Annotated in this window: 19 protein-coding genes; 7 read left to right on the forward strand and 12 right to left on the reverse strand. The window is 69.7% G+C overall.

Translation table 11 applies throughout. The features are described from left to right. Positions 1-12: 12 nt before the first annotated feature. The 4 genes from glsA to H5398_RS12590 are packed head-to-tail and all read right to left on the reverse strand — an operon-like array spanning position 13 to position 5030. On the reverse strand, positions 13-1059 hold the full coding sequence (glsA, locus tag H5398_RS12575) for a glutaminase A (protein WP_182800227.1): 1047 nt from the start codon (positions 1057-1059) through the stop codon (positions 13-15). After that, positions 1056-2705 (reverse strand): AbgT family transporter, encoded by a 1650-nt coding sequence (locus H5398_RS12580; RefSeq protein ID WP_182800228.1) that lies wholly within the window; start codon positions 2703-2705, stop codon positions 1056-1058. The genes glsA and H5398_RS12580 overlap by 4 nt, the downstream gene beginning before the upstream one ends. A gap of 20 nt (positions 2706-2725) precedes the next feature. Then, the gene (locus tag H5398_RS12585) at positions 2726-4207 is read right to left on the reverse strand and encodes a M17 family metallopeptidase (RefSeq protein WP_182800229.1); all 1482 of its coding nucleotides are present in this window, start codon (positions 4205-4207) and stop codon (positions 2726-2728) included. Positions 4208-4250: 43 nt separating this feature from the next. Continuing rightward, positions 4251-5030 carry an META domain-containing protein gene (locus H5398_RS12590; protein ID WP_182800230.1) on the reverse strand — a complete coding sequence of 260 codons (780 nt, stop codon included), beginning with the start codon at positions 5028-5030 and terminating at the stop codon, positions 4251-4253. Positions 5031-5502: 472 nt separating this feature from the next. Between H5398_RS12590 and H5398_RS12595 the strand changes: the two genes are divergently transcribed. Continuing rightward, on the forward strand, positions 5503-6009 hold the full coding sequence (locus tag H5398_RS12595; protein ID WP_182800231.1) for a flavodoxin: 507 nt from the start codon (positions 5503-5505) through the stop codon (positions 6007-6009). A 63-nt stretch (positions 6010-6072) separates the two neighbouring features. Then, positions 6073-6588: a DinB family protein gene (locus H5398_RS12600; RefSeq protein WP_182781247.1), complete on the forward strand. Its 516-nt coding sequence runs from the start codon at positions 6073-6075 to the stop codon at positions 6586-6588. Positions 6589-6719: 131 nt separating this feature from the next. Here the strand turns inward: H5398_RS12600 and H5398_RS12605 are convergent, their stop codons facing one another. Beyond that, positions 6720-7439 carry a hemerythrin domain-containing protein gene (locus H5398_RS12605; protein WP_182800232.1) on the reverse strand — a complete coding sequence of 240 codons (720 nt, stop codon included), beginning with the start codon at positions 7437-7439 and terminating at the stop codon, positions 6720-6722. Positions 7440-7687: 248 nt separating this feature from the next. After that, positions 7688-8056: a helix-turn-helix domain-containing protein gene (locus tag H5398_RS12610; RefSeq protein ID WP_182781244.1), complete on the reverse strand. Its 369-nt coding sequence runs from the start codon at positions 8054-8056 to the stop codon at positions 7688-7690. 88 nt (positions 8057-8144) lie between these two features. Between H5398_RS12610 and H5398_RS12615 the strand changes: the two genes are divergently transcribed. The 5 genes from H5398_RS12615 to H5398_RS12635 all read left to right on the forward strand — a co-directional run bounded on the left by H5398_RS12615 (position 8145) and on the right by H5398_RS12635 (position 13946). Further along, a complete protein-coding gene (locus H5398_RS12615) occupies positions 8145-8546 on the forward strand; it encodes a nuclear transport factor 2 family protein (protein WP_182800233.1) in 402 nt (133 codons plus the stop codon). Positions 8547-9104: 558 nt separating this feature from the next. After that, entirely contained in the window at positions 9105-10277 is a 1173-nt protein-coding gene (locus H5398_RS12620) for a serine/threonine-protein kinase (protein WP_182800234.1), read from the forward strand. 23 nt (positions 10278-10300) lie between these two features. Continuing rightward, positions 10301-10522: a hypothetical protein gene (locus H5398_RS12625; RefSeq protein WP_182781241.1), complete on the forward strand. Its 222-nt coding sequence runs from the start codon at positions 10301-10303 to the stop codon at positions 10520-10522. Next, on the forward strand, positions 10522-12189 hold the full coding sequence (locus H5398_RS12630; RefSeq protein ID WP_182800235.1) for a hypothetical protein: 1668 nt from the start codon (positions 10522-10524) through the stop codon (positions 12187-12189). Before H5398_RS12625 ends, H5398_RS12630 begins: the two co-directional genes overlap by 1 nt. Beyond that, on the forward strand, positions 12186-13946 hold the full coding sequence (locus H5398_RS12635; RefSeq protein ID WP_182800236.1) for a hypothetical protein: 1761 nt from the start codon (positions 12186-12188) through the stop codon (positions 13944-13946). Before H5398_RS12630 ends, H5398_RS12635 begins: the two co-directional genes overlap by 4 nt. A 72-nt stretch (positions 13947-14018) precedes the next feature. Here H5398_RS12635 and H5398_RS12640 read toward each other — a convergent pair whose 3' ends face one another. From H5398_RS12640 to H5398_RS12665, 6 genes are all read right to left on the reverse strand, one after another. Next, on the reverse strand, positions 14019-14408 hold the full coding sequence (locus tag H5398_RS12640; RefSeq protein WP_182800237.1) for a type II toxin-antitoxin system VapC family toxin: 390 nt from the start codon (positions 14406-14408) through the stop codon (positions 14019-14021). Further along, complete coding sequence (locus H5398_RS12645) at positions 14405-14659, reverse strand: type II toxin-antitoxin system VapB family antitoxin (protein WP_182800238.1); 255 nt, start codon at positions 14657-14659, stop codon at positions 14405-14407. The genes H5398_RS12640 and H5398_RS12645 overlap by 4 nt, the downstream gene beginning before the upstream one ends. Positions 14660-14706: 47 nt before the next feature. Beyond that, on the reverse strand, positions 14707-15687 hold the full coding sequence (locus H5398_RS12650; RefSeq protein WP_182800239.1) for an ABC transporter ATP-binding protein: 981 nt from the start codon (positions 15685-15687) through the stop codon (positions 14707-14709). Positions 15688-15696: 9 nt separating this feature from the next. After that, positions 15697-16719, reverse strand: a complete 1023-nt coding sequence (locus H5398_RS12655; protein WP_182800240.1) for an ABC transporter ATP-binding protein — start codon at positions 16717-16719, stop codon at positions 15697-15699. Continuing rightward, complete coding sequence (locus H5398_RS12660; RefSeq protein ID WP_182800241.1) at positions 16719-17732, reverse strand: ABC transporter permease; 1014 nt, start codon at positions 17730-17732, stop codon at positions 16719-16721. The genes H5398_RS12655 and H5398_RS12660 overlap by 1 nt, the downstream gene beginning before the upstream one ends. A gap of 67 nt (positions 17733-17799) precedes the next feature. Beyond that, complete coding sequence (locus H5398_RS12665; protein WP_182800242.1) at positions 17800-19551, reverse strand: ABC transporter substrate-binding protein; 1752 nt, start codon at positions 19549-19551, stop codon at positions 17800-17802. Positions 19552-19567 lie beyond the last annotated feature (16 nt).

Genomic DNA, 19567 nt, shown 5'->3' on the forward strand with positions numbered 1-19567 from the left:
CGGGGCCGGGGCTCATCTGATCTCCAGGCTCCCGTGGCGGGGCCGGGCGGGGGCGGGGGCGGGTGCGGGCTCGGCCCGCGACTGCAGCAGATCCAGCCCCAGCCCCCTGGCGAGGTGGCGCGCCACCAGTTGGCCCTTGACGCTGTTGCCCGCCTCGTCGAGCGGCGGCGCGAACGTGGCGAGGCCGCCCTTGCCGGGGGAGATGGTGACGATCCCGCCCCCGATGCCGCTCTTGCCGGGCAGGCCCACCTCGTAGAGCCAATCCCCTGAGGTCTCGTAGAGCCCCGCCGTGAGCATCACCGCGAGCACCGGGTGGCAGAGGTCCTCGTCGAGCACCCGGACGCCCGTGACCGGGTTGACCCCGCCGTCGGCCAGCGTGGCGCCCATGGTGGCCAGATCCCTAGCCGTAACCCGGAGGCAGCTCTGGCGGGTGTACAGGTCCAGGGCGAGGTCCGGGTCTGCGCCCAGCACGCCCCGGCTGTGCAGCAGGTTGGCCGCCGCCCGGTTGACGTGATTGGTGGCCGAGGCCGACGCGTAGGTCTCCTCGTCCACCTCCAGCTCACGCCCCGCGAAGGCTGACAGCCCGTCGACGATGGCGGTCCACTTCGCCTCGCCATCGCCGGGCACCAGGCTGGTGGCGGTCATGGCCCCTGGGTTGACCATCGGGTTGGTCCGGCCGTCGGGTGAGCGTTCGACGGCGGCGGCGGAGTTGAACGGCAGGCCGGTGGCGTTGGCGCCCACCCGTCGACGGGCCTCCGAGGCCCCCAGCGCGCGGCACACGAGCGCGAAGACGAAGGGCTTGGCCACGCTCATGATGGTGAACGGATGGTCCGCGTCCCCCGCCGTGAAGACCGCGCCGTTGACGCCCACGACGCACACGCCGAACAGCTCCGGGTCCGCGGCGGCGAGCGCCGGGTACACCTGGGAGGGCCGACCCTCGACGGTGTCGCGGTAACTCCGGTGGGCCTCGGCCACCAGGGCCGAGACGGTGGACGCACCCGGGAGGCTTCCCGTCGAGACATGGGAGGGAATGAGGGACGCCTCCCGGGCGCGGGTCATGGGACGCTCGGCGGGTAGCCCGGCCCGAGCGGGATGCCCAGCGCGAACCACGCGATGAACATGACGGTCCAGACCACCAGGAGGATCACCGAGTACGGCAGCATGAGCGCCACCACCGTGCCGATGCCGGCCTTCTTCGTGTAGCGCTGGGCGATGGTGACGATGAAGGGCAGGTAGACCATGAGCGGCGTGAGCGCGTTGACGGGCGAATCCGCGACACGGTAGGCGGCGAGCAGGGTCTGCGGTGCCACACCGAGACGCATGAAGAGCGGCACGAAGATGGGCGCGAAGATGGCCCACTTGGGCAGCGACCCCGGCATGATGAAGTCCAGCAGGACGATCACCAGCACGAACCCGATGAGCAGCGGGATGGCGCCGATGTTGGCCTGTTCCAGCAGCTCCGCCAGCGAGCCGGCGATGACGCGCGGCAGGTTGGTCCAGTTGAAGTAGGCGATGAACTGGCTGATCATCAGCAGCATCAGCACCATGCCGCCGAGGCCGGCGAACGTCTTGGTGATGGCCTTGATCACGTCCGTGCTGCCCTTGATGGTGCCTGCACCCGCCCCGTAGGCGACGCCGGAGACGAGGAAGGCCAGCATGATGATGAACAGCAGGCTGTCCATGAACGGCGTGTTGCCGATGATGTTTCCGGTCTCGGGGTCCCGCAGGGGGGCACCGGGCAGGAACGTGGCCAGGGACACGATGGCCATCACGATCAGGAATCCGATGAGGGCGAACCGGCTGCCCCGCTTGTCCGCGTCCGCCGGGATGTCGCCCGCGTCGGAGTGGACGACGGCCCCAGGCTCGGGCGTCCAGGGCCCCAGCCTCGGCTCGACGATCTTCTCGGTGATGACCGCGGCCACCATGGCCATGACAAGGGACGACGCCACCATGAAGTAATAGTTGGCCACGATGGTGATGGGCTCGCCGCCTGCCAGCGCAAGTGACTCGTTGGCGATCTCGGTGATCATCGCATCGGTGGGGGTCAACGAGATGTTGACCATGAAGATGGCCGCGACACCCGCGAACCCCGAGGCCAAGCCCGCCAGGGGATGTCGACCGACGCTGGCGAACGCCGCCGCCGCCAACGGGATGAGGATGAGGTACCCGGCGTCCGAGGCCACCGACGACACCACGCCCACCAGGATGAGGATGAACGTCAGCGCCCACTTCGGGGCGGCGCCCACCAGCTTGCGGATCAGTGACCCCAGGAGCCCTGACTCCTCCGCGACGCCTGCGCCCATCATGGCGATGAACGTCACCGCGACGACGCCGAACCCGGCGAAGTTGCTCACGAAGGAGGAGAAGATGAACCGGATGCCCTCCACCGAGAGCAGGCTCTTGATGGGAATCGTCTCCTCGACGATGGTCCAGTCCTCGTCATAGGGGGGCGTGCCGGGCGCGAGCCCAGGCTGGGTGGTGTCCTCGTAGTAGTCGTACTCCGGGGCGCCCTCGGCGATGGGCACGGCCACCTGCTCGGTGACGCTGACGCCCGCGAGGCTCAACCCCCACGACAACACGATGACGAGCAGGATCAGGTACCCGAACATGAGCACCGGGTGCGGCACCTTGTTGCCGATGCGTTCCACCGCACCGAGGAGCCCCCCGGGTGCCGCCTCCACGTCTTCCACTGGCTTCGCGGTCATGGCGCCCCCCATTCCTTCCGTCAGGCCTTGAAGTTCAGGGCCAGGTCGATCAGCAGGCGCGTGCCGAAGCCCGTGGTGCCCTTGTTGCGCCACTTGCTGGCGGTCCAGGACTGCGCGGTGCCGGCGATGTCGATGTGCACCCACGGCTTACCCGCGACGAACTCCTGCAGGAACAGGGCCGCCGTGATGGTGCCCGCGTTCGCGCCGCCCATGTTGCGCAGGTCGGCGAGCGTCGAGTCCAGCTCGGGCCGGTAGCGGTTGGCCAGCGGCAGCTCCCACACCGGCTCGTCGACCCGCTCGGCGGAGGCCTTCACCTGGTTCATCAGAGCTTCGTTGTTGCCCAGCACGGCCGCGATGTCGGTGCCGAGGGTGCGCAGCGCCGCGCCGGTGAGGGTGGCGATGTCGACGATGGCGTCCACCGGCTCCTCGGTGGCGAGCACCAGGGCGTCGCCCATGACCATGCGGCCCTCGGCGTCGGTGTTGATCACCTCGACCGTCTTGCCGCCGCGCATGACCACGATGTCGCCCAGCCGCAGCGCGGAGCCCGACGGCATGTTGTCGGTGCACATCAGGTAGCCGGTCACCTGAGCCTGGCAGCCGAGGTCCTTCAGCACCGTCATGGCGGCGAGGATGGCACCGGCGCCGGCCATGTCGTTCTTCATCACGGCGTGCACCTCGTCCCCGGGCTTGAGGGCCAGGCCACCCGCGTCGTACATGATGCCCTTGCCGACGAGTGCCAGCTTGCCGGTGGGCTCACCCTCGGGGCGGTAGACGAGCTTGATCATGGCCGGCGGCTCGACGCTGCCGAGGTTGATCCCCAGCAGGCCGCCGCAGCCGAGCTCGACGAGTTCCTCCTCGCCGAAGACCTGCACCTCGAGGCCGGCGTCGGGGCCCATCTCGAGGGCGATCTCTCCGAGCTTGGTGGCGGTCAGCATGCCGCCGGGGGTGCCGGCGAGGTCGCGGGCCAGCTTGGTGGCCTTGACCAGCAGCAAACCGCGGAGGACGGCGGCCTCGGCCTCCGCGACCGCCCCCTCGTCGCAGACCAGCGCCAACGCGCTGAGCTTCGCGTCCGGGCCGTCCTCACCGATGCGATAGACGTAGCGCGCCAGGGCGGCGCCCTCGATGGCCGCCACCACCGTGTCCGACACGCTCGTGGAGGTCTGCGGAAGAACGACGGCGAGCCGGTCCTGGCCGGGGACGGCGCGGGCGAAGTGGGACACCACGTCTCGCAGAACGGTGGCGTCCGCGGTGCTGCGGTCGCCGCCGCCGACCAACACGGTGAGCGGGCCGTCGGGGCCGACGAGGACCAGGGTCTTGCCGACGGCGGCGTCGAAGCCCAGCGAGGCGGCGCGCTCGGCCGAGATGCCGCTGGCCGCCGGGGGCTGCTCGCCGGAGAAGACGATGTGAGCGGCCGCGTCGATGCCGTCGGGCAACTCGCCGACGGTGACCGCCAGCTCACGGGTGGGGAGGGAGAACGGGGGGTACGGGGCTGCGTGGGTCATGGAGTGTCCTTGCGTCTGGCGATGGTGTGGTGTGGGTGCGCCGTCAGGCGCGGGTCAACTGGACGGCGATGGCGTCGTCGGCGGTGCGCATCTCGAGCATGTCGCCCTCGATGCTGTAGGTGGCGGCACTCTCCAGGGCGGCCACGATGGCAGCCTCCTGATCCATGAGGCCCTCGGGCGTCATGCAGGCCATCTGGGTGGTGGCGATGGTGCCGAACGAGATCTCGCCGTCGCCTGCGGTGTACGAGCCGAGGAGGCGGTTGCAGCCGCCCGTGCCGGACAGCGTGCCGTCGTCGGCGAAGGTGAGCTCGGTCTCCGTGTCGGCCAGCGGGCTGACCGCCGCCGAGCCGTCGTTGTAGGAGGTGATGGCCCACGTGGTGTCCGCCAGCTCCTGCGACTGCGCGGCGAAGGTGCCGAGCGCCTCGCCGCCCTCGTCGTTGAGGGTGAGGGTCTCCCCGTCGACGGCGAATCCGCGGGCATCGGTGAGGGCCGTGAAGAAGGAGCTCTCGAGGGCCATCACGTCGTCCGCGCAGGCCATCATGGTGGAGGGGAGCGCGTCCCCGACGGTGAGGGTGCCTCCGTCGATCTCGTAGGTGCCCGAGAATCGGTTGCAGCCGCCCGAGCCGAAGAGGGCGCCGTCGTCCGCGAAGTGGACCGTGACCGGGGAACCGTCCACGGGGGCCTCGCCGGCGAGATCCTCCAGCAGCCAGGTGACGCCCACGAGGTCCCCCGACGAGGGTGGGGCGGCAGGGGTCGCGGATGCGCACGAGGCGAGCAGCAGCGACATCGCCACCACCGCCGTCGTCCAGAGTGCCTTCGCCATTGATGTTCTCCTTCGTGGTCGGCCCAGCCATCGTTTCCCCCGATCCGGCTCTGGGCATCACCCGAACTGGGTAGTCCGCGCGGAGTCGGGGAGCCACGGACGGACCTGTCTCCGTCTCCTTCCGCCCGTAGCGGGCGATCTGACGTGCCTCAAGCAGCCCGTCTCGATCCGGGCACGACACGCCGTCTCGGTGGCACGCCGGTGTCGCATGCGACGCCGAACCCCGCCTCAGACGGCGTTTCGTGCACACCCCGACGGCGGGACACAGACCTCGCACCCACCAACGCAGCCCGACCTCCGCCCCAAGCCCACCCACCCGGTCCATTCCGGGCACGACACGCCGTCTCGGTGGCACGCCGGTGTCGCATGCGACGCCGGCCCCCGCCCCAGACGGCGTTTCGTGCACACCCCGACGGCGGCTGCGGCGCCGGTCAGTCGCGCGTAGGCTAGGCCGCATCTAGAAGGACGGGCGATGAAGGGTGTTGTTGTCTACGAATCACTGTGGGGAAACACCGCCGCTGTGGCGCGAGCCGTGGCGGAGGGGATCGGGGAGGGCGCCGTCGCACTGCCCACCAAGGATGCCGGGGCCGACGAGCTGACGGGGGCGGATCTGATCGTGGCCGGCGGGCCGGTGTTCGCGTTCCATCTCTCCTCGGAGCGGTCGCGGCACGACATCGCCGAGCACCCGGAGCCGGGCGCCCCCGCTCCCGACCTGAGCGGCCCCCCGATCCGCGCGTGGCTGGACGCGCTGCCAGTCGGCACCGCCGCTTTCGCCTCCTTCGACACCGAGGTCCGCGGACCCTTCGGCAAGGGCGCGCCCACCATCGCGAAGGAGCTCGAGGGGAAGGGCTACCGGAGCGTGGCCAAGCCGGAGGGGTTCATCGTGCAGGGCAAGTACGGCCCGCTGAAGGACGGCGAACTCGACCGTGCGCGACGGTGGGGCGCGTCCCTGCGCGCAGCCCTGTCCCCCACCGTTTAAGGCACTGCTCCCCAGGCGGCCCTGTTTCCACGCTGTTCGGTCAGGAGGGGCAGACTGGCCTCCATGAACGCCCTCGACATCCTCCTCGACGCCGCCTCGCGCCCTTTGGACGCCCTTGAGGCACTCGCCCCACGCCTCACCGACGAGGTCCTCAACGCCCACCCCGCCGGCCACCCCAACTCCGTGGCCTGGTTGCTCTGGCACACCGGACGCGAGATCGACGTCCAGCTGGCCCATCTCACTGGCCTCGACGAACTCTGGACCCGCGACGGCTTCCGGGAGCGCTTCGCCCTGGATGCCGTGGGCGACGGCGTCGGATACGGGCACACCGCAGAGAAGGCGCGCGCCGTCGTCGTGGTGGATCCGCAGCTGCTGGTCGAGTACGCGACGGCCACGATCGACGCTCTGAGTGACTACCTCCGCACCCTGGACGAGCCCGCCCTCGACGCCGTCGTCGACCACCGCTGGAACCCCCCTGTGACCCGCGGGGTGCGGTTGGTGAGCATCATCGACGACGCGGCCCAGCACATCGCGCAGGCCGCCTACGTCTGCGGCATGCCCCGCCCCACCGTCGGCTGAGCGGGTCGCCTTCTCGCTCGGCGCGAGGGCGGTGACGAGCAACAGCTCAATGTCAGGCTGAGTATCGAGTACGGCACTCAGCGTGACATTCAGCCGATCGCCTGCTCCCGGGTCCGCGGACGCGGGATGTGTCAGGTCTGCGGGACGGGGCGGCCAGGGAAGAGCTCGCGGAACTGGCGCTCGAACTGGCGCCTACCGACGAGGCGATACATGAACCTGATCGGCATCGGCAGCTCGTCGAACATCTGCCGCGACTCCCCAGGCGAGGCAGCCAGCATCATGCCCAACTGGACAAGGAGCCGCGACTTCGGGATGGCGTCCATCGAGTGGTCGCCGAGGTGCTTCCACTCCTCGGCCGTGATCACCTTCTCGGCCACGGGCACCACCTCGACGACCTCGCGGCGGAGGTGGACCTTGAGCACGCTCAGCAGTTCCTCGTAGGCGTCGGCGAGTTCCGCTCCGTACTTCGGGTCGGCGCTCGCCCGCCAGGCGGTGAGCAGCGGCGCCGCCTTCGCGAGAAGCCGCGACACCTCCGCGTGATGAGCCCGCATCTGCCCCACGTGCAGCGCACAGCCCGGCGCGCGTTGCTCGAGGCGGTCCCACAGGAGCTCGTCCTCGGACTCGTGGTGCGTGTGCAGGGTAGCGTCGATCTCCGCGATGTAGTGACCCACGAACTCGGAGCGTCGCGAGTCCCACGCGGTGGTGGAGCGGATCAGCGCCGGGGCGTCGGTGTACCCGTACAGAAACGCGTTGTGCACCACGCGCATGTCGGCGGTCCCGTTGCATAGCTGTGGCCCGTCGGGAATCGGCGGGGATGTCTCGCCCGGGGCTGCTCTGTAGAAGTCGGTCATTGTTCCCCCTTCGTCCCTGGGGCGACGGCGCCCTCGGGCCATTGTGCGAACAACGGCGCGGGCGGGCAACGGCTGCTCCGATCGCGGCCCCCGCACGCGCGACGGTTGATCGGGCGGAGGGTGCGCCGGGCTACAAAAGAGCCTGTTCGTCAGTCCTCGACCTGGGTCCGTGGATGTCGCGGAGTCGGGTCCCGAACTGGGAGGCGGACGACCACCGAAACCGTTTCCGCCGATTCGGGTGGAAGGGCTCAAGCCTTCTGGTCGTAAGCGTCTCTGGCTGCTTCAACCTCCGCGATGTGCGTCTCGGCCCACAGGCCCAGAGCGGCGAGGGGGTCCCGCAGGGTTTGCCCGAGAGTGGTGAGCTCGTATTCGACTCGCGGGGGCATCTGATCGTAGGCGGTTCTGGAGACGATCCCGTCGCGCTCAAGGTCTCGCAGCGTGTCGGCCAGGACCTTCCCGCTGATTCCGTCCACGGCCCGCCGAATCTCCCCGAAACGCAGGCGACCGTCGCTGAGGGCGATCACGGTCATCGCGGTCCATTTGTTCGCGATGCGCGCCAACGAGGTGCGCGACGGGCACGTTGCGACCATCACATTCCACTGAGGCGGCTGGTCCATCGTCATCCACTCCTGACGGTTACGTTGAGGTAACAGGTTACCAATCGTTACCTTGATCTCACGCACCCCCCGAGACAAGGATCATCCGATGAACAACAATGCTCCAGCCGCCGTCGCCGCCGCCTACTTCGAGGCACTGGGAAGAGGTGACGTGCCCACGGCGATGGGCCTGATGAGCCCGCAGGTGGTGTGGCACCAGCCGGGGGCGAACCAGTTCTCAGGCGACCACACCGGCATCGACGGTGTGGGGTCCCTGCTGGGCGGGATGATGGACGTGAGCGCCGGCAGTTTCCAGCTTGTCGTGACCGGGCCCGCGATGGCGAACGGCGAACTTGTTGCGGTTCCGGTCCGCTTCAGCGGGACACGCGCCGACACGTCGATGGACATGGCCGGGGTGGACCTCCTGACCATCCGGGACGGACAGATCATCGCTGTGCATCTGTTCTCCGAAGACGGTGCCAACGAGGACGCGTTCTGGGGGCGCCGCTGAGCTTCACCCCGCTGCGATTGACCGATATCCGCGACCACGCGATCCAAGCACCGGTCGTCGCAGCGGTGGGCGCCGTCCGGGTTCAGCCGATCTCGTGCACCGCAACCTGGAACCAGGTCCGGTACTCCACCGGCGTGCGGTCGAGGGCCGCGGGGTCGAACGTGAGCTCGTCTCCGTCGGAGAGGGCGAACTGGTGGGACGACCACCGCTGCAGGCCGTCGCGAATCGAGTCGTCGTCGTTGGCCGACGCCTGCGCTCCGTCCCGACGCCTGCGCTCCGTCCCGACGCCTGCGCTCCGTCCCGACGCCTGCCCTCCGTCCCGACGCCTGTACTACAGTGCTGGCGCCCCGGAGGCGCCTGTGTCGCGTTCAGCCGCCCGCGCTGTAGCTCAGGCGGCCAGAGCTAACGCAGGCGCCTCCCGCGCAGCGGGCACCGGCCGCGCTCCATCGCGCCCCGGGTCGGACACCCGTCGCGGCCCGGTGTTCCTGCGAGGGGCGCTGGCCCACGGCGGTACCATCGAGGCGGAGACCGCACTTCCAGACCACCCAGGGGGCCGACATGACGGAGCACGCCGGCTTCGTCGTCGCGGACCGCTACGAGCTGACCGACGAGGTGCCCAAGCGGGGCGGCATGGCCCACGTGTACACGGGCGCGGACCGCCAGCAGGGCGACATGGTCGCGGTGAAGTTCCCCACCGGCGCCATGAGCGTCGACGGCGCCTTCAGGGCCAGGCTCCATAGGGAGCGGGCCCTCCTCTCGCGCATCGAACATCCCAACGTCGTGCGGGTCCGCGACGCCGGAACCGGCCCCGCGCCGTGGGCCGGGCCCCACGAGGACCACCCCTACATCGTCATGGACCACGTCCGGGGCGAGACGCTCCAGGAGAAGCTGAAGGTCACCCGACGATTCACCGCGGAGGCGGTGGTGGACATCACCCTCCAGGTGCTGGCCGGCCTGCAAGCGATGCACGCGGACCCGCAGGTGATCCTCCACCGCGACATCAAACCCAGCAATGTGATGATCGACGGCGACGGCCGGGTCACCATCATCGACCTCGGCATCGCCAAGTCCTCCTCCGATGCACCGGTCACCCTCACCGGCCTCCAGCCGGGCAGCCCGCAGTACGCCTCGCCGGAGCAACTCCTGGGCCAGCCGTTGGATGCACGCTCGGACATCTACTCCGTGGGCTGCCTGATGTACAAGATGCTCACCGGGTCGCTCCCGTTCGGGGCGCTCGAGGCGTCCACCGGGGCGCGCCCCGCCGTCGTCCCACCGAGCCTGCGGGCGGACGATCCCGGCCTGGAGCTCCTCGACGGCGTGGTGTTGAAGGCGCTGCAGCCCCAGCGCGAGGACCGCTTCGACACCGCCGACGACATGGCGGCGGCGATCTCGACGGCGAGGGCCGCGCAGGAGGAGATCACGATCGTCGACGGCGGCGCCACCACCCCCGCGGTGCGCGGCGACACCCGGATCGACCCGGCGCGCGTGGAAGCCGTCCGCGCCCCGACCGGCATCCCGGCGGCCCACCTCGTCGTGGCGGAGCAGTCCAAGCGGGCCCTCCGCTCCAGCGTCCACCGGCCCCAGGCCGCCTACGACGAGGTGGTCAGGGCGGCGGTGACCGCCACGGTGAAGGAGCGGGTCACGCGCGCGCTCCTCATCGGGGTGGCCATCGGGGTGGGCGCCGCGATCCTGCTGGCGATGATGGGGGTTCTGGCGGTGCTGGGGAAGTGATAGAGCGGCTGACCGCATTCGTCATGGGACTGGTCACCCCCTTCGAGCTCACCCGCGATGAGCTCGGCGCGCTCACCGGGCGGACGGGTCGGCGCTCGGATCCGGTGACGGTGCGCCTGTCGACCTACCTCGACGACGTGGACCGGCAGCTGCAGCGGATCTCCACGATGGTGACCGTCGTCAGCGCGGTCGCCACCTTCCTGGTCCTGCTGCTCGTCTTCTGGCTGTGGGGGTCGGTGAGCTGATGGGGCGCGCATGTCTGCTGTGCAGCGCCGAGGAGGGCGACTGGCTGGTGCTGGAGGTCAGCAGCAGGCCCGACGGCGGCTCGTACCGGCTGCGCCACCGCGACATCGTGCTCGGCACGATGCTCCCCCGCGACGCTGTCACCGACCGGTGGGAGATCTGCCGCTACGGCCACATGCGCCGGGTCACGGCGGCCCAGGCGCCGCCCCCCAACATCGTCATGCGCCTCATCAAGGCCATCATCGGGACCACCACCCGCGACCAGCCCCGCCCCGACGCCACCGATGACCCCACCGTCGTGCAGATCCTGGGATCCACCGGCGGGGGCAAGTCTCAGCTCGCGCGCGGGCTGTGGCAGGAGGTGCTGCCGCCGTCGCACCTGGGGGCACCCGAGATCGCGCCCGGGCAGGAGCGTCAGGTGCGGCGCGTGCTGACCCCGGAGATGGGGCAGCGGTTCACCACCGGGAGCATCGAACCGACGGCCGACTACCGCGAGACCGCACGGCAACGGCTCACCGCCTACCTGGGCGCGGTGAGCGACGATGTCGCGGCCCCGGACAAGCTGGAGCACGTCCTGCGGCAGGCGCTGCTGCTGGAGAATCCGGATCCCGCCAGCATCGAGTACCGGGCCCGCATCTGGGGCAGCACGAGGGCCCCGTACCTGTTCCGCAGCACGCATGGCGGGCGGCAGGTCACCACCGCTCTGGTGGATCTCCCCGGCGAGATCATCGACAGGTTGACCGACCTCGGCGACGGCGGGGTGAAGCTGGGCCGCAGCGAGCGAGCTCAGCTCAACTACTCGCATCACTTCCTCGGCGTCCTCGACTCGCTGTCGCTCTCGTCGGTGTATCACCAGCTGAGCGAAGCCGAGCGGTTGGCGTCCTCGCGGGTCCGGGGCAGCCAGCCCGGGCACGTGTTCATGTCCACCCGCCAGCAGGCCCACGAGTTGCTGCACTCGGTGCTGTTGATGAGCGACGGCGAGCTCACGGCCATGGGCCACGCGAAGCTGTCCATCGCGGTGTCCAAGTCCGACGCGATCCACAGTGCTCTCGCCCGGCAGCCCGTAGCCCCCGGTGAACCGGACGCGCTGAGGCGCTGGGCGTGGGCCTTCCGTCGGCCCGAGTCGGCCAGGGAGTTCAAGGGCGCTGCCGCGGATGCGGTTCTGGCGGCGGTGAACCACTACGACCCGGAGTTCATGACGGCCTCCGCGCGCCAACTGCTGGGTGGAGTGCTCAAGGACAGCGACCGCTATGAGCGCGCCAGGGTGGCCAACGAGGTTGCGCTGGCCGTCCTGGGCCACTTCGGGGATCCGTCGAACTTCTGGGGGCTGGTGGCCACGGACGCCTTCGCGCCGCTGCGCGTCGGCGGGCTGGAGGTCGCCGTCGAGACCTCCGAGCGGTACTGGTTCGCCGGCGCCGACGGGTCCGTCCTCCAGGCCCGCGACGTCGTCACCGCCGTCCTCGCCTCCGCCCTGCTCGGCGCCGACTTCGGCAGGAACCTGGTCTCGACGCTCAACGGCACCGCGGCGATCCGCTTCGTCCTGACCTGCACGCGCGAGTTCGTCACGCCGGACGGCCGGGTCCGCCAGGTCGGCGACCCTGATGCGATGATCCCGTCCAACGCCGGGCTGCTGCATCTGATGACGGTGCTGTTCCAGGAGCCCGGATGACGACCCAGGCCTGGCTCGTCTCCACCCGCTCGGACCGCGGAGGCGGCTTCCGCCCGGACCCGGAGCGCAGCTCCCCGTCCCTCCCGCCCCAGGTCGCGGCCGAGTTCGCGGCGCTCGAACCGCTGTACCCGCAGCTCGCCGTCGCCGGCTCCCCTGACGCGCCGGGGATCGCGGTGACCACCTACCGCTACTCGCCGCGGGTGGGCTCATGGGTCGTCGTCGTCCAGGGGTCGGGGGGTCACTACGGTCCCGCCGGAACCGTCCAGCTCGCCGCCCTGTCCGACGGCGGCACCCTGATGGACTGCCTGCCCGGATCGCTGCCGGTGGTGCGGCGCGACGGTTGGCTCCTGCCCGGCCCGACGGTCCGCCCGCGCACCACCCTGAAGGCGCCGGGCCAGGAGGTGGAACGGGCCCTGGCAGGCATGCTGGCGCTGGACCCGTCGCGCCGGGTGCTTCTGCTGCCGGGGAGCCAGGGGCAGGTGGATCAGCTGCTGGGGTGGCTGTGCCGGATCCTGCCCGAGGGCGTGGCGCAGGGATACACCTGGTCCACCTCGCTGGCCGCCTCGCGCATCGAGGCCGGCGAGACCGTGATCTCGGGCGAGTGGCCGGAGGCCCTGCGGGAGCGGCACCGCGACATTTTCCGCGGCTTCTCGGCGCGCGCACCTCACGACGACGGGGCCCGGCCGGACGTGGAGCCACTCCCCACAGGGTTGGCCTGGGCGCTCGGCGAGGCGGCGGAGCGGCGGTATCCCGGCCGGAGGTCGCGGGCGGGGAGCTGGGCCGAGTGGCTGGAGGAGCTCGAAGGGCAGCGGCCACTGTCGTTGAGTGAGGCGCTGCAGCTGCTCCATGGGCCCATCGTCGGACCTCAGGCACGACGGTGGGCCGACGGAGACCTGTCCAGGCGGCTGCTGTCGGGTGACGTGGATCAGCTCGAGCGGCTGCTGAGCCACCCGTCGACGGTGGTGTCGCGGGGGGCGGTCGACTCACTGGAGCTGCCCGGAGTCTGGGGCCAGCTGGTGCGGATCGAGCGGAGGCGGGCCAGGAAGGGTCAGGCCCCGATGCTGCCGCCTGGCTTGCTGGAGACCGACGCGCTGCTGTTGCTCGCCGAGGATGTCACCACAGGCTGGGACGTGGCGGGGCTCCGGGAGGCGCGGCCATGGCTGGACGGCCTCGGGCTCACGGCCGAGTCCGCGCCCGGCCTGGTGGTGCTGACCGCGGCCGAGCAGGCGAAGGCGCTGCAACGCGACACCCGACGCATCCGCAGGCTTCTCAGCAACCGGCATGCCGGGCAGTTGGGGGTGGAGTACCTCGCGGAGATGGTCGAGCACGATCCTGACCTACTGGCGCCGATGGCCGTCGAGATGGCGCGCCCGGGTTCTGGTGCCGAGGATGATCTAGCCTCCCTGCTGGCGAGGTTCCCGCAGGTCGTCGTGGGCAGCCGGGCGGCCCCGGCGTTTCTGCGGGACTGCTCCCGGCACCTGACTCCTGCCATGAAGCCGGAGGACGCTCGGGGAATGCGGTGGGGGATCGCCGAGGCGATGGCGACGGCCAACGCCGGGCACCGAACGGGACGGGCCGTCGTCGACGACGCCACCGACGCAGCCATCCTCCGCTTCTCTGTGGGTGACCCGCGCGGTGGTGACGACGCGGAGGCGGCCGACCGCCTCGGCCGGGGGCTCGTGTGGCTCGTGCTGGGCGTGGTCGCGATCATGGCCGTGGCGCTGATCGTGGCCCTGATCCTGACGCTGGCGCTGTAGGCCCTTGCCCTGGAGGCGAAGCGACGACCCATCCTCTCCACTGCCCCACGCTGGGGCAGCGTGATGGTGAGGTCACCCGGCTGCGGCGATGTCCGTCTGCGCGAAGTCCTCGCCCTTGAACAACAGCGGCCACCCCGACACCTTCGCCGCCGCATACGCGTAGCAGTCACCGAGGTTCAGCCCGGCGGGGTGACGCCCCTTGCCGAACCGGCGCCAGGCCTCGGCGGCGACGATGGCCTGCTCCTCGTCGAACGGCAGGACCGCGCATTCGAGATCCGCGAGCAGTGCCTGCAGGTCATCCGCCGCCTCCGGCCCGCCCTTCGCCTCCGCGACGATGGCCGCTTCGACGAGGGACGCCGCGGACACCGCCAGGTCTCTGGCGTCGGCCATCAGCGCGAGGACCTGCTCCGCGTCCGGCTCACCGAGGATGATCGCCATCAGGGCAGAGGTGTCGACGATCATTGCGGCAGGCCATTCTCGTCGTAGCCGAGGATCTCCTCGACTGGACGGGAATCGAGTAGTCGGCGAGCGCGCGCCCGCTGGATGTAGCGGCCGAGGTGGGGTCGGCGCCCGTGCCGCCGCCGCTCCCGCTCCAAGCGTTCGAGCCGTTCCTCCATCGCCACGCGCACGGCGACGGTGATGCTCTCACCCGTCTCCGCCGCCAGCCGCCTGGCGAGGTCGTCTGTGAGCGGATCCTTGATGTTCAGCGCCATGCTTCCATCATAGAAGGAAGAAATCGACCACGTCAGGAAGACGTGGGCTAGATCACCACCCGGACCGCCGGATAGTGGCACGCCACCAGGTGGCCGGGCTCGACCTCGGCCTGGACCGGCGCCTCGGCGGCGCACCGCTCGGTTGCGATCGGACACCGGGTCCGGAACACGCAGCCCGACGGCGGGTTCTGCGGGCTGGGCAGGTCGCCTGTGAGCAGGATCCGGTCCCGACCTCGCCGCGGCTCCGGAACCGGAACGGCGGAGAGAAGCGCCTGCGTGTACGGGTGCATCGGCCGCTCGTAGAGGGTGTCGCGATCCGCCACCTCCATCATCTTCCCCAGGTACATCACCAGCACCCGGTCGGAGATGTGGCGCACCACGGACAGGTCGTGGGCGATGAAGAGGTAGGCCAGGTTCCGCTCCGCCTGCAGGTCCTCCAACAGGTTGATCACCTGCGCCTGGATGGACACGTCAAGCGCCGAGACCGGCTCGTCGCACACGATCAGCTTGGGCTTGAGCGCGATCGCCCGGGCCACGCCGATGCGCTGGCGCTGGCCCCCGGAGAACTCGTGCGGGTAGCGGTTGTAGTGCTCGGGGTTCAGCCCCACGCGCTCCATCAGCTGTTGGACCGTGCGCTTCACCCCGCCGGGCGGCTTGATGCCCTGGATCTGGAACGGCGCCGCGACAATCGCGCCGATCGGGTGCCGAGGGTTGAGCGAGCCGTACGGGTCCTGGAAGACCATCTGCACCTCGCGACGCAGCCGACGCAGTTCCTCGCCCTTGACCCTGGTGACGTCGCGGCCCTCGAATTCGATGGTCCCCGCCGTCGGCTCGAGCAGCCGGAGGATGGTGCGCCCCGCCGTCGACTTGCCGCAGCCGGACTCCCCCACCACGCCGAGCGTCTCGCCGGAGTCCAGCGTGAGGCTGAGCCCGTCGACTGCCTTGACGGGGGCGCCGGGCGTGCGGATGAGCTTCTGGGTGTGGGTGGGGAAGTGCTTCTTCAGATCGGTGACGTTCAACAGGCTCATCGGACTCTCCTACAGCCTCGGGAGGATCTGCTCGGCGAACAGCTCCGCGCGCCTCGCCACGGGGATGTGGCACCGCGAATCGTGCTTGGGGTAGGACTCGAGCAGCTCGGGCACCACCTCGTCGCACGCCACACCCGCGTACTCGCGGAAGGTGCAGCGCGGATGGAAGGCGCAGCCGGGCGGGATGTTGATCAGCGACGGCGGGTTGCCGTCGATCGGCATCAGCCGCTCGGCTTTGAGCCGGTCCAGGCGGGGCATGGAGGTCAGCAGCCCCCACGTGTAGGGGTGGTCGGGTTGGTGGAAGGCGTCGTCGACCTCCGCGTACTCCACGCCCTTGCCGCCGTACATCACCATGACGTCGTCGGCGATCTCGGCCACCACGCCCAGGTCGTGGGTGATCATGATGATGGCCGAGCCGAACTCCTGCTGGAGGCCGCGCATGAGGTCCAGGATCTGGGCCTGGACCGTCACGTCGAGGGCGGTGGTGGGCTCGTCGGCGATCAGCAGCTCGGGGTTGTTGATCAGCGCCATGGCGATCATGGCCCGCTGCCGCATGCCGCCGGAGAATTCGTGGGGGTGCTGGTCCACGCGCTTGTCGGGATTCGGGATGCCGACGCGGGCGAGCATCTCGATGACGGTGGTGCGGGCGGCCTTCTTCGAGACGTTCTCGTGCACCTGGATGGCTTCGGTGAGCTGCTGTCCGACGGTGTAGTAGGGGTGCATCGCCGAGAGCGGGTCCTGGAAGATCATGGCGAGCTTGCGTCCGCGGAGGCGGCGGAGCTCCTCGTCGGAGATCGTGAGCAGGTCCTGCCCGTCGAGCAGGATTTCGCCGCTGACCTGGGCACGTGAGCCGCGGTGGAGACCCATGATCGCCAGCGACGTCACGGACTTGCCGGAGCCCGATTCGCCGACGATGCCCAGCGTGGTGCCCTTGTGGAGGGTGAAGGTGAGGCCGTCGACGGCCTTGACCACGCCGTCGTCCGTGGGGAAGCTGACCCTGAGATCGGTGACTCGAAGGAACGGTTCGCTCATCAGCCCACCTTCACTCTCGGGTCGATGAATCCGTAGGCGATGTCGACCACCATATTCGCGATGACGATGAAGGAAGCGACGATCATCACCATCGCCACGATGGTGGGCAGGTCCATGTTGGTGACGGAGCGCACAGCGAGGAAGCCGAGTCCGTGCATGGAGAAGACGCTCTCGGTGATGATGGCGCCGCCGAGGAGGCCGCCGAGGTCCAGGCCGGCCGCCGTGACGATGGGGGTGGTGGCGGCGCGGAGGCCGTGCCTGAACACGACCCGGCCCCTGGTCACGCCCTTGGCGTGCGCGGTGCGGATGTAGTCCTCGCTGAGCGTCTCGATCATGTAGGCGCGGGTCAGCCGGACGTAGCTGGCGGCGAAGAAGAACGCCAACGTGATCCACGGCAGGATCAGATTGTGCGCCCAGGCGAGGGGGTTCTCGAAGAACGGCACGTAGTTGGGGATGGGCACCCAGCCCCACTTGATGGCGGGGAAGGTCAGCAGGATCAGGCCGACGAAGAAGGTGGGCAGCGAGAACCCGACGAGGGCGGCGCCGACGATGGTGCGGTCGGGCCATCGGCCCTTGTTGAGCGCGGCGAGGATGCCGCCGCCGACGCCGATGAACATCCAGAGCGAGAAGGCCCCGACGGCGATGGACAGTGAGACCGGCCAGGCCTCGCCGACCATCTCGTTGATGGTGCGGTGCTGGCTGGGCGAGTACCCCAGGCACGGGGCGCCACAGTGGACGACCTGCTCCGGGTTGGACTCGCGGAGCTCCGCGTTGTCCGGGAAGTCGCGGCCGACGAACAGGCCGGCGACGAACTTGCCGTACTGGACGGTGACCGGCTGGTCGTAGCCGAGGGCCTTGCGGTTGCCCTCGAGGATGGTGGGGGTGCAGTTCTTACCGCAGGTGTACTGGGCTGGGTCGATCGGTGAGGCGTAGAACAGGACGAAGGTGGTCGCGGTGATCACGAAGAGCATCGCCACGACGGCGATCAGCCGCCTGAGGATGTAGTAGAACATGCCAGCTCCTAGTGTTCCGCGTGGGTGGGGGTGCGCCCGTGGACGCACCCCCACCTCCTGCTCTATGTCAGTTCTTGACCGAGATGGTCGCCACGTCGTAGTAGCCCGTGAAGGTGCCATTGACGTAGGCGCCCTGCACATTGCTACCGCGGACGAACACGAACTGGTCCACGATCAGCGGGATGACCGAGAAGTGCTCGGTCACGGCGGCCGCGTCGAGCTGGCCCCAGGCCGCCTCGCGCTCGGCCTGATCGGCGATCTGGTAGGCCTCGTCGATTCCGGCGTTGAACTCGTCGTTGTTGAAGTAGCCGTAGTCCTGGCCGGGGCCGCCGGCGCTGATCTGCGTGCTGCCGTCGAGCAGCTGCGGGATCACCGTGGAGGCCGACGGGTAGTCCGCGCCCCAACCGGCCCAGTACGCGTCGTACTTGGGGGCCGAGTCCGGGGACTGCAGGGTGCCGTAGTACTGCTCGGCCGGGATGCCGATCAGGTTGGTCTCGAAGCCGGCAGCGTCCCAGCCCGTCTTGAGGCCGGAGAAGACCTTGTCCATCGTGTCGTTCTTCCGGTAGGCCACGTTGATGGCCACGGGCAGGGTCAGGCCAGACTCCTCGAGGGCTGCCTTGGCTGCCTCCGGGTCACCGGTCTCGCCGGCGAGCAGCGGGGTGTCCGGGAACGCCTCGAGGGCCGGGTTGATCAGGGAGTTGATCGGCTTGGCAACCTGGTCGCCGCCGACGGCGGTCACGTAGGCGGAGCGGTCCGTGGCCAGGGCCAGCGCCTCGCGGGCCTTGTCGTTGCTCATCACATCGGACTTGTAGTTCGGCACCAGGTACCGGGTGTAGGGCGAGGCGACGATGTCGGTGCGGCCCTCGGCGCCGGTGGACACGTTGGCCAGCGCCGTGACCGGTGCCTGGTCGAAGGTGATGGCGTTCTGGTCGTCACCCTGGTTGGCGATCAGGCGCTCGTAGACGGTCTCCTGGGTGAGGGACTCGTCCCACACGATGGAGTCGGGGTAGGCCTTGCGGACCTCGTCGGTGGCCGGGTCCCACTCGTCGTTGCGGACGAAGGTGCCGCCGCTGTTGGGGGACCAGGTGCCGTCCAGCTTGTAGGGGCCGTTGGAGAAGATCTGGAAGTTGGACTTGTCGCCCTGATCCTTGTCCTCGCGGAAGGCGCCGAAGGCGGTCATGGTGACCGTGGAGTTGAAGTCCATCACGGGCTGGCTCAGCTTGAAGGTGATGGTGTTGCCGTCACAGCTGACCGCCTGGTCGTAGAGCTCCTGGCCGGTGCCGGTGTAGGGGCCGACGTACTGGGAGGAGCCGTCGTCGTTCTTCGGGATGTCGAGGAACTGGATGGCGTAGTTGGGGCCGCCGGTGATCACGTCGACGGCGAAGGTGCGGGAGATGCCGTACTTGTAGTCCTCGCAGGTGACGTCCTGGCCGTCCTCCCACTTGATGCCGTCCTTGAGGGTGAACGTCCAGGTCTTGCCGTCCTCGCTCACCGTGCCGGTGTCGGTGGCGGCATCGGCGACGAGCGTGGCCTGCTCGGTGTTCGAGGTCACCGGCGACCAGGTGGTCAGGGTGCGGCTGAACGTTCGGTTGCCGAACTCGATGGCCACGCCCACGTAGGTGCGCTGCGGGTCCCAGTGCTCCGTCGCGGTGCCGATCAGCAGGTTGAGGGTCCCTCCGGCGGTGGGAGTGTCGGCGGCGGCGGACTCGGAGGCCGCCGTCGACCCGCTGCTGGTTGCCTCGGGTGTCGACCCGCAGGACGTGATCAGGCCCAAGGCCATCAGTGCCGCGACGCTCGCGGCGATCTTGCTACGCCTCATTGGCGCTCTCCTTCAT

Source organism: Tessaracoccus sp. MC1679, from assembly GCF_014164775.1.
Taxonomy (GTDB): Bacteria; Actinomycetota; Actinomycetes; order Propionibacteriales; family Propionibacteriaceae; genus Arachnia.

What these genes read in the sequence shown, in the direction of transcription:
- glsA (WP_182800227.1), bottom strand. Translation starts at nt 1,059, where the DNA reads ATGACCCGCGCCCGGGAGGCGTCCCTCATTCCCTCCCATGTCTCGACG.
- H5398_RS12580 (WP_182800228.1), bottom strand. Translation starts at nt 2,705, where the DNA reads ATGACCGCGAAGCCAGTGGAAGACGTGGAGGCGGCACCCGGGGGGCTC.
- H5398_RS12585 (WP_182800229.1), bottom strand. Translation starts at nt 4,207, where the DNA reads ATGACCCACGCAGCCCCGTACCCCCCGTTCTCCCTCCCCACCCGTGAG.
- H5398_RS12590 (WP_182800230.1), bottom strand. Translation starts at nt 5,030, where the DNA reads ATGGCGAAGGCACTCTGGACGACGGCGGTGGTGGCGATGTCGCTGCTG.
- H5398_RS12595 (WP_182800231.1), top strand. Translation starts at nt 5,503, where the DNA reads ATGAAGGGTGTTGTTGTCTACGAATCACTGTGGGGAAACACCGCCGCT.
- H5398_RS12600 (WP_182781247.1), top strand. Translation starts at nt 6,073, where the DNA reads ATGAACGCCCTCGACATCCTCCTCGACGCCGCCTCGCGCCCTTTGGAC.
- H5398_RS12605 (WP_182800232.1), bottom strand. Translation starts at nt 7,439, where the DNA reads ATGACCGACTTCTACAGAGCAGCCCCGGGCGAGACATCCCCGCCGATT.
- H5398_RS12610 (WP_182781244.1), bottom strand. Translation starts at nt 8,056, where the DNA reads ATGGACCAGCCGCCTCAGTGGAATGTGATGGTCGCAACGTGCCCGTCG.
- H5398_RS12615 (WP_182800233.1), top strand. Translation starts at nt 8,145, where the DNA reads ATGAACAACAATGCTCCAGCCGCCGTCGCCGCCGCCTACTTCGAGGCA.
- H5398_RS12620 (WP_182800234.1), top strand. Translation starts at nt 9,105, where the DNA reads ATGACGGAGCACGCCGGCTTCGTCGTCGCGGACCGCTACGAGCTGACC.
- H5398_RS12625 (WP_182781241.1), top strand. Translation starts at nt 10,301, where the DNA reads ATGGGACTGGTCACCCCCTTCGAGCTCACCCGCGATGAGCTCGGCGCG.
- H5398_RS12630 (WP_182800235.1), top strand. Translation starts at nt 10,522, where the DNA reads ATGGGGCGCGCATGTCTGCTGTGCAGCGCCGAGGAGGGCGACTGGCTG.
- H5398_RS12635 (WP_182800236.1), top strand. Translation starts at nt 12,186, where the DNA reads ATGACGACCCAGGCCTGGCTCGTCTCCACCCGCTCGGACCGCGGAGGC.
- H5398_RS12640 (WP_182800237.1), bottom strand. Translation starts at nt 14,408, where the DNA reads ATGATCGTCGACACCTCTGCCCTGATGGCGATCATCCTCGGTGAGCCG.
- H5398_RS12645 (WP_182800238.1), bottom strand. Translation starts at nt 14,659, where the DNA reads ATGGCGCTGAACATCAAGGATCCGCTCACAGACGACCTCGCCAGGCGG.
- H5398_RS12650 (WP_182800239.1), bottom strand. Translation starts at nt 15,687, where the DNA reads ATGAGCCTGTTGAACGTCACCGATCTGAAGAAGCACTTCCCCACCCAC.
- H5398_RS12655 (WP_182800240.1), bottom strand. Translation starts at nt 16,719, where the DNA reads ATGAGCGAACCGTTCCTTCGAGTCACCGATCTCAGGGTCAGCTTCCCC.
- H5398_RS12660 (WP_182800241.1), bottom strand. Translation starts at nt 17,732, where the DNA reads ATGTTCTACTACATCCTCAGGCGGCTGATCGCCGTCGTGGCGATGCTC.
- H5398_RS12665 (WP_182800242.1), bottom strand. Translation starts at nt 19,551, where the DNA reads ATGAGGCGTAGCAAGATCGCCGCGAGCGTCGCGGCACTGATGGCCTTG.